This is a genomic window from Deinococcus aquatilis DSM 23025 (genome assembly GCF_000378445.1).
Classification (GTDB): domain Bacteria; phylum Deinococcota; class Deinococci; order Deinococcales; family Deinococcaceae; genus Deinococcus; species Deinococcus aquatilis.
On sequence record NZ_KB899782.1, the window covers coordinates 1 to 5,917 of the forward strand.

A 5,917-nucleotide genomic window follows, 5' to 3' on the forward strand; every position below is an offset into this window, starting at 1 on the left:
GGAATCCCCGCACGAGACAGCCCACCAATCCAGTCTTGGCCAATACATTCCCGGTCGGCATAGAGCACGGCGATCTCCTGGCAGGACAGAAGGCAAAGCACGTCGTTCATCAGGGTCAGCCGGATTTCGGTGCTGCTGCTGCCCCCATGGGGCAGCAGCTCGAAGAGGAGTGGAATGGCGACACCACGCCACAAGACAGCCAGCACCAGTGCGTTCACATCTGTCTGACCCAGCTTCCAATTCGTGCGGTCAATGATAAATTCTCGCTTCCGGGCATCCGGAAGCAGCCTCAGCACGACAGCGGCAAGATCAGCTGGGCACAGGGGATGGCGGTCGAAAAACCGCTCAATTCGGCGAATGACCGAGGACGCCCCTGCGCTTCCCGGGAAGCGCTCAGCCAGTTCTGCATGCCGGACGTCCTTGGCTTGAAGGAGTGCCAGGACGACGAGAGAAAGCAGCTCCACTTGGTGTTTGCGGTACTCCGGGAAATGAGCACAAAAGCAGCGCGTCAGATGGGTCAGCGTGGCAGGGGAGCTTTACCAGACCAGGCTGGCTCGCAACCCATCTTGACGCTACCCGCCCTCATTTTAACTGGGAGGCGGGAAAGCTCTTCATGCAGATTCACTCGCTTCTCCAGATACTTAGATCAACTGTTCTGACAAATTCCTTATACGTTGGGTCTTAGTTTTTATTAAAATATCATACATTAAGAAATAAAACCTGATACTTAATTCTTACATCAGGTCTACATCAGAAGAAGCACCTTTTACACCTGATTGGATTTCCTTCATCTAATGGAGGCCACAAACTGAGAGCTTGATGTGTCTAAATCAGGGCACGCGACAAAGCTTCCTAGGCCGCTAGGTAACTTTCTTATGCTCAAAGTCAACGCACTTTGAAGAGCTTTGTTGATTGTTTCTTGGAGGCTCATATGAAAATGAACGTTAAACTAGGAATGGCTGCTTTAACCAGTGTACTTTTGCTTGCCTCTTGCGGCGGCAATACACCTGTCGTGAATCCTCCTGCCGTTACCGTCGGTATGGTCACCCTACCCGCCAACCCCAACGGCTATACCCTCACCATCCGTGACAGCGCCGGAGTGGTTGTGGCTCCCGGCAACTACAACACCCTGACGCCCGGCACCTACACCGCCACCTACAGCAAAGACGGCTTTATTCCTGAAACTCAGACCTTCACGGCCACCGCAGGCGGCACGACCAATCTGGTTTACCCAACCTTGCGGCCCAATACGGTCAGCGGCGCGTTTTACATGGACGCCAGTGGCAAGATGGTGGCCATCACCTCAGCACCTGACACTTCAAGGAATTGACGTCCCAGAGGGCAGGAATGGTGTATTGAGGAGCTGCAGGTAGCTCCAGAAGGCGTCCCTGCCCCACCGGACGGCCTGACTGAGCGCCATCCACCCAGTGCGAACCTGACTTCTGATCGGTCGCCCTCGGTTGTCACATCTCACCGGATTCTGTTGCTGATCCTGTGCCCCTACCCGGGCCATCCAGGCCAACGCGATGCACAGCAAGCCGAACAATCTCGAAATCCGGTCGGCAGCCGTCATGTGCGTAGCTTCTAGGTTCAGCCCCCTAGATTTCAGGGCCGAGAAGGCGGATTCAATGCCCCACCTCAACCGGTAGGTTTTCAAAACGTCCCTGACGGGCAAATCTGAAGCGACAATCACCCTGTCCCCGACGGGGGACAGGGTGATGACCACATGCATCCAGCCGCCATACACCCACGTCCGCTCAAAGAGTGTCCGCACCTCACCGGGTTTGAGGCTCTTGAACAGATCCCTGACAAGTTCATCTTCAATACGGGTGTTTTCCCGAATGCGCAGACATTGCCGAATGCGCTTCCAGCGTAGGAAACGGTACCACTCTTGGCCGATGAACTCCCGATCCGCGATCAGAACGGCCCAGCGCTTGGCGGGGAGTACTTTGAGGAGTCGGGCCACCAACAGAATGCGGGCGGCGGTACAGCTGTTCCCTTGGTGCGGGATGACCGTCCACACCAAGGGAATCACGGCGCCCCCAAGCAGGGCGCCGAGGACGAGGAGGTTGAGTGAAGTCTGACCGTAGTGCCAGTTGGCAAGGTCCATCACCAAGGTGAGTTTGCCTTCTGGGAGCAAGGGAAGCAGGACGTCACAGACGTCCTGCTGGGTGAGCTGGACATCGTGGAATACCCGGGCGACGACGCGTGTTTTGGACTCAGGAGTGGCGTCCCGGGGCAGGTGGAGAGCGATCTTGCGGTGGAGTGTGGACTCGGCTTGAAGAATCGCTAAGAGCACTTCGGCCAGTCGCTTCAGGGCATCCCCGCGGCGATGGGGGAGGCGGGTTTTCAAATGGGCAGCCAGCGTGTCACTCTTGCAGCAGGGCGGTTTCGGAGCTTGTCACAAAGTCTGATACCGCCCTTTGTCCTGCCGTACTGCGTCTAGGACGCCATTCACATCAAAGTGTCAGGTGCTGAGGGCCATCACCAAAGACGACCTGAACAACGCCGGAACCAAGTTCGTCTTCTACTCTTGGCTCGAGAATGAGACGGGCGGCATTGATGCGACCAAAGTGGGCGGTGCTACCGACCCCGCAGCCCCCGCCGCAGGCGAAATGGATGAAGTGGCTCCGCTGCTGAGCCAGAACGTTGCAGGCGGCTACGTCGGTTACAAGGCCGCCGATGGAAACGTTTATCCGATCATTGGCGCCAACGTACGCTGGGACATTCTGGACCAGACGGGTAATGTGCGCTTTGCTGCTGCTGATGATGGTGGACAGGCCTCTGGCTCCCCAGTGACGGGCCAAGACATCAACGACAATGCTTTGAGCGCCAACACCTACACCAACAGCGCTACGGGGAACAACGTGCGTTTTCCCAGCAGCACCGAATATCCGTTGTACAACGTCACCGGCGTCAATACACCCGACACCAACGGCTTTACCTGGACGGCCCTGAACCACGATCCTGCCGTGACTACGCTGGCCACCGCCCGCATTCGCGCCATCGCTTACGTCAACGGCACCGAAGTGACCAAGCGCTTCCTGAACAAGACGTTTGCGCCCAGTGCCCGCCTGACGATTGTCAAGGCCCCCAAAGACAACCAGGCTGGACTCAATCAGGCCCGTGACTTCACCGTCACGGTCAGCAACACCGGCGCAGGCCCCGCGACGGCCATCCGCTTGAGCGACGTGCTGAAGTCTGGTGACGCTGCGGCCTACAGCGTGACCGCCCCCGCAGGCACCACCGCCAATGCCACGGACGGTTTCGATGCCACCTTCGATCTCGCTGCCGGGGCCAGCCGGACCTTTACGCTGCCTGCCCAGGCCAGTGCCGTGGGCGTCTACTGTGACGTCGCTACCATCGTCAGCTACAACAACGGCGCATTTGGTACCGTCTCACCCACCTTGTCCGATCAGGCTTGCCTGACGGTCACAGCCCCCAACCTCGGCATCAGCAAGACGCTGGGTACGCTTGACGCGGCAGGAGCCTTTACGCCTATCGCCAGCGGCGTCGTCGTCGGCCCGAACGTGCCCGTGGTCGCCCGCATCACCGTCAGCAACAACGGCAATGCCGCCGCCACCAACGTGGTCGTGACCGACAACATCGCTAACGCCACCGTTGCGGCCAACTACGCTCTTCAGGGCAACGTGACTGCCGCGCCTCAAGCTGTAGCGGTGACCAAAACTGCGGACGACGGCTTCACCACCGGTGCCTTCAACCTGGCCGCTGGAGCCACCCAGACCTTCACGTTTGCCGCCTCGGGTACCGTTGACGGCGATTACTGTGACCAAGGCACTTTCACGGCCACCAGCAACAACGGTGTGGCCGTCACAGGTGCTTCGGGTATCCCCTGCTTCAAGGTCGCTTCACCCCGCCTCGCTATCACCAAGGTGAACAATCAGATTGCAGGGCAGCCCGCCCTCAACCAGCTCACCCCTGGCAGCAGCTATCAGAGCGTCATCACCGTCACCAACTCCGGCTCGGCCACCGCCACCGCAGTGGCCGTGAAGGACCTGCTGGGCAACCTGAACAACGTCTACATGAACTACGGCAGCGGCAGCTACACCGTGTCCGGCACCGCGCAGGCAGGCAGCGTGACCTTTGACGCCGCCACACACACCGTCAGCACCGTGCCCGCCACACTCGACCTTGCTCCCAATCAGATCCTGACCTTGACCCTCACCAGCAGCGTCGCCGCCGGCACGCCACGCGGCAGCTACTGCGATGTGGGCAGCTACACCAGCAGCAATGCAGGCACAGGTCAGGCTCAGGCCTGCGTGACCGTCACGTCCTTCATCTCCGAGCAAACCTAGCTCACCGATACCGTCGATCCTATCCGTGGCGGCGACGCAGCGGGTACGATCCTGGCCAGCGCGGCCAGCGTCGAAGTGTCTTCCAACGAAGGCGCGATCAACAACGTCCTGATCTACAACTTCGGTGCCACTGACCCTGTTCAGCAGACCCCCGGTCTGTTCAACTTCAGCAATACGCAGGTCTACTACGATCCCACGCCAGTCCGCGATCCCCAGACCGGAGCCATTACCAGTGACTACACCAACGCCAGCAGCACCCTCTTGACCGTCGGTGCCGGTGCGGGTCAGTACACTGTGAATGCCGCAACAGGCGTGGGCCAGCAGACCATCACCCTCAATCCCGCCTTCCGCGTGGCCCCCAGCGGCTTCTTGAAGTTCACTGAAGAGCTTTTTCTGCCTTTTGCCTCCACACTGAAGGCATGAACGCCCTCTTCTCTGTGTTGATGGGCAGCGCCTGCGCACTCAGTGTGGTGACGTTGCTCCTCCTCTTCACCAGCAACCTCTTGGCCATGACGACCACCGCCCTTGCCGCCATCCTGCTGGCTGCCCTCACCATTCCTCTCTTGGAGTACCAAGGAACCGAGTCCACCCGTCTGCTTGAGGCATAAACCGCCGCCCCTACTCCAGCCAAGAGCTACACGCCTGCCGCGTCATGATCCAGCACTCGCCGGCCAAGTCGTCAGCGCTATCGCCCTGAAGTGCCAAAACAATGGGGGCACTCCAGAGGGAGTGGCCCCCAAGTACGGGACAGCACAGGCGAAACCAAAGCCCCACCACTGCACCGAATGAAGGGTGGAGCTTTTGGCGGTTGCACGAGAAAAGAGATTTTGTTGCGCCCTCTCGGTGAGTTGAGGCTCAGTTTATCCGCCCTGGGTCAAGCTGTAGAGCATTCGCCCGACATTCACTCCGACCATAAAGAGGAGGCTGCCGCCTGCCACCATGAGGAGGGGGCGCAAAGGCCGAGAGGACAGCAGATACTGATTCCAGAGGTTGAGATAGCTCTCAGGCAGGCGCTTCATGGCCGCACTATAGAGGCTCGGACATGCTGATCAAGACGCAAATGACACTAGGGCTCACCGTTTCGGTGCGGCCCTGAAGCCGCTCACACAGGAAAAGAAGTGCCGAGGGTAGCAATCCTCGGCCTATGCACCCACGTGACTTGACCGCTGTTGAATTGGCCGACCTACTTGATGCCGCCTACCGCCAGGACCGGGGCTACGGTGGCGAGGGCCTCGGGCTCCTTGAGCGTGTCGAGCTGATGGCTTATCTCGGCCGCCATCCTGACGTGCAGACTGAAGTCTGGGCAGCTTGGCAGGAGCTGTTGGGCGCTCGGGAAGATGCCGACGCCCAGTACTGGCTGGACGTAGAATTCGTGGAACCCTGTCCAGAACACAGCTGAACCCCTGATTTCAGTGTGGGCATTTCTTCTGTCTTGGGTTGCAGATCTCGGCTACTCTGTCTGCCATGGTCCGGGGAGACATCAGTCTGAAAATCATTCGTGTCCTGATCGTATTGGGGCTGATTGGTGTGCCGTTGTCTGGCTGGCTCCTGTGGACTTTGGGCGATGAACTGGTGCGCTCAGTGGTTGAACAGGACTGGTC

At 59.1% G+C, this 5,917-nt stretch carries 8 protein-coding genes; 6 read left to right on the top strand and 2 right to left on the bottom strand.

What is annotated here, in order from left to right; genetic code table 11:
- The coding region (locus tag F561_RS29365; protein WP_211214862.1) for a hypothetical protein at positions 1–659 on the top strand (659 nt) is incomplete at its 5' end.
- Between the two features lie 296 nt (positions 660–955).
- Complete coding sequence (locus F561_RS0123955) at positions 956–1,330, top strand: hypothetical protein (protein WP_157452163.1); 375 nt, start codon at positions 956–958, stop codon at positions 1,328–1,330.
- Here the strand turns inward: F561_RS0123955 and F561_RS0123960 are convergent.
- A complete protein-coding gene (locus F561_RS0123960) occupies positions 1,319–2,353 on the bottom strand; it encodes an IS4 family transposase (RefSeq protein ID WP_019012498.1) in 1,035 nt (344 codons plus the stop codon). The genes F561_RS0123955 and F561_RS0123960 overlap by 12 nt on opposite strands.
- A 118-nt stretch (positions 2,354–2,471) precedes the next feature.
- Between F561_RS0123960 and F561_RS26840 the strand changes: the two genes are divergently transcribed.
- The 3 genes from F561_RS26840 to F561_RS0123970 all read left to right on the top strand — a co-directional run bounded on the left by F561_RS26840 (position 2,472) and on the right by F561_RS0123970 (position 4,924).
- Positions 2,472–4,316, top strand: coding sequence for a DUF11 domain-containing protein (locus F561_RS26840; protein WP_019012499.1), 1,845 nt, complete (start codon positions 2,472–2,474; stop codon positions 4,314–4,316).
- Between the two features lie 75 nt (positions 4,317–4,391).
- Complete coding sequence (locus F561_RS30255) at positions 4,392–4,739, top strand: hypothetical protein (RefSeq protein WP_019012500.1); 348 nt, start codon at positions 4,392–4,394, stop codon at positions 4,737–4,739.
- Entirely contained in the window at positions 4,736–4,924 is a 189-nt protein-coding gene (locus F561_RS0123970; protein WP_019012501.1) for a hypothetical protein, read from the top strand. The genes F561_RS30255 and F561_RS0123970 overlap by 4 nt, the downstream gene beginning before the upstream one ends.
- A gap of 252 nt (positions 4,925–5,176) precedes the next feature.
- Here F561_RS0123970 and F561_RS29370 read toward each other — a convergent pair whose 3' ends face one another.
- Complete coding sequence (locus tag F561_RS29370; RefSeq protein ID WP_019012502.1) at positions 5,177–5,335, bottom strand: hypothetical protein; 159 nt, start codon at positions 5,333–5,335, stop codon at positions 5,177–5,179.
- A 140-nt stretch (positions 5,336–5,475) separates the two neighbouring features.
- On the opposite strand from F561_RS29370, the gene F561_RS0123980 reads away from it, so the two are divergent.
- On the top strand, positions 5,476–5,715 hold the full coding sequence (locus tag F561_RS0123980) for a hypothetical protein (protein ID WP_245556631.1): 240 nt from the start codon (positions 5,476–5,478) through the stop codon (positions 5,713–5,715).
- Positions 5,716–5,917 lie beyond the last annotated feature (202 nt).

Bases quoted from the DNA above. Each gene is read 5' to 3' on its own strand.
- F561_RS0123970 (WP_019012501.1), top strand. From the start codon at position 4,736: ATGAACGCCCTCTTCTCTGTGTTGATGGGCAGCGCCTGCGCACTCAGT.
- F561_RS29370 (WP_019012502.1), bottom strand. From the start codon at position 5,335: ATGAAGCGCCTGCCTGAGAGCTATCTCAACCTCTGGAATCAGTATCTG.
- F561_RS0123955 (WP_157452163.1), top strand. From the start codon at position 956: ATGGCTGCTTTAACCAGTGTACTTTTGCTTGCCTCTTGCGGCGGCAAT.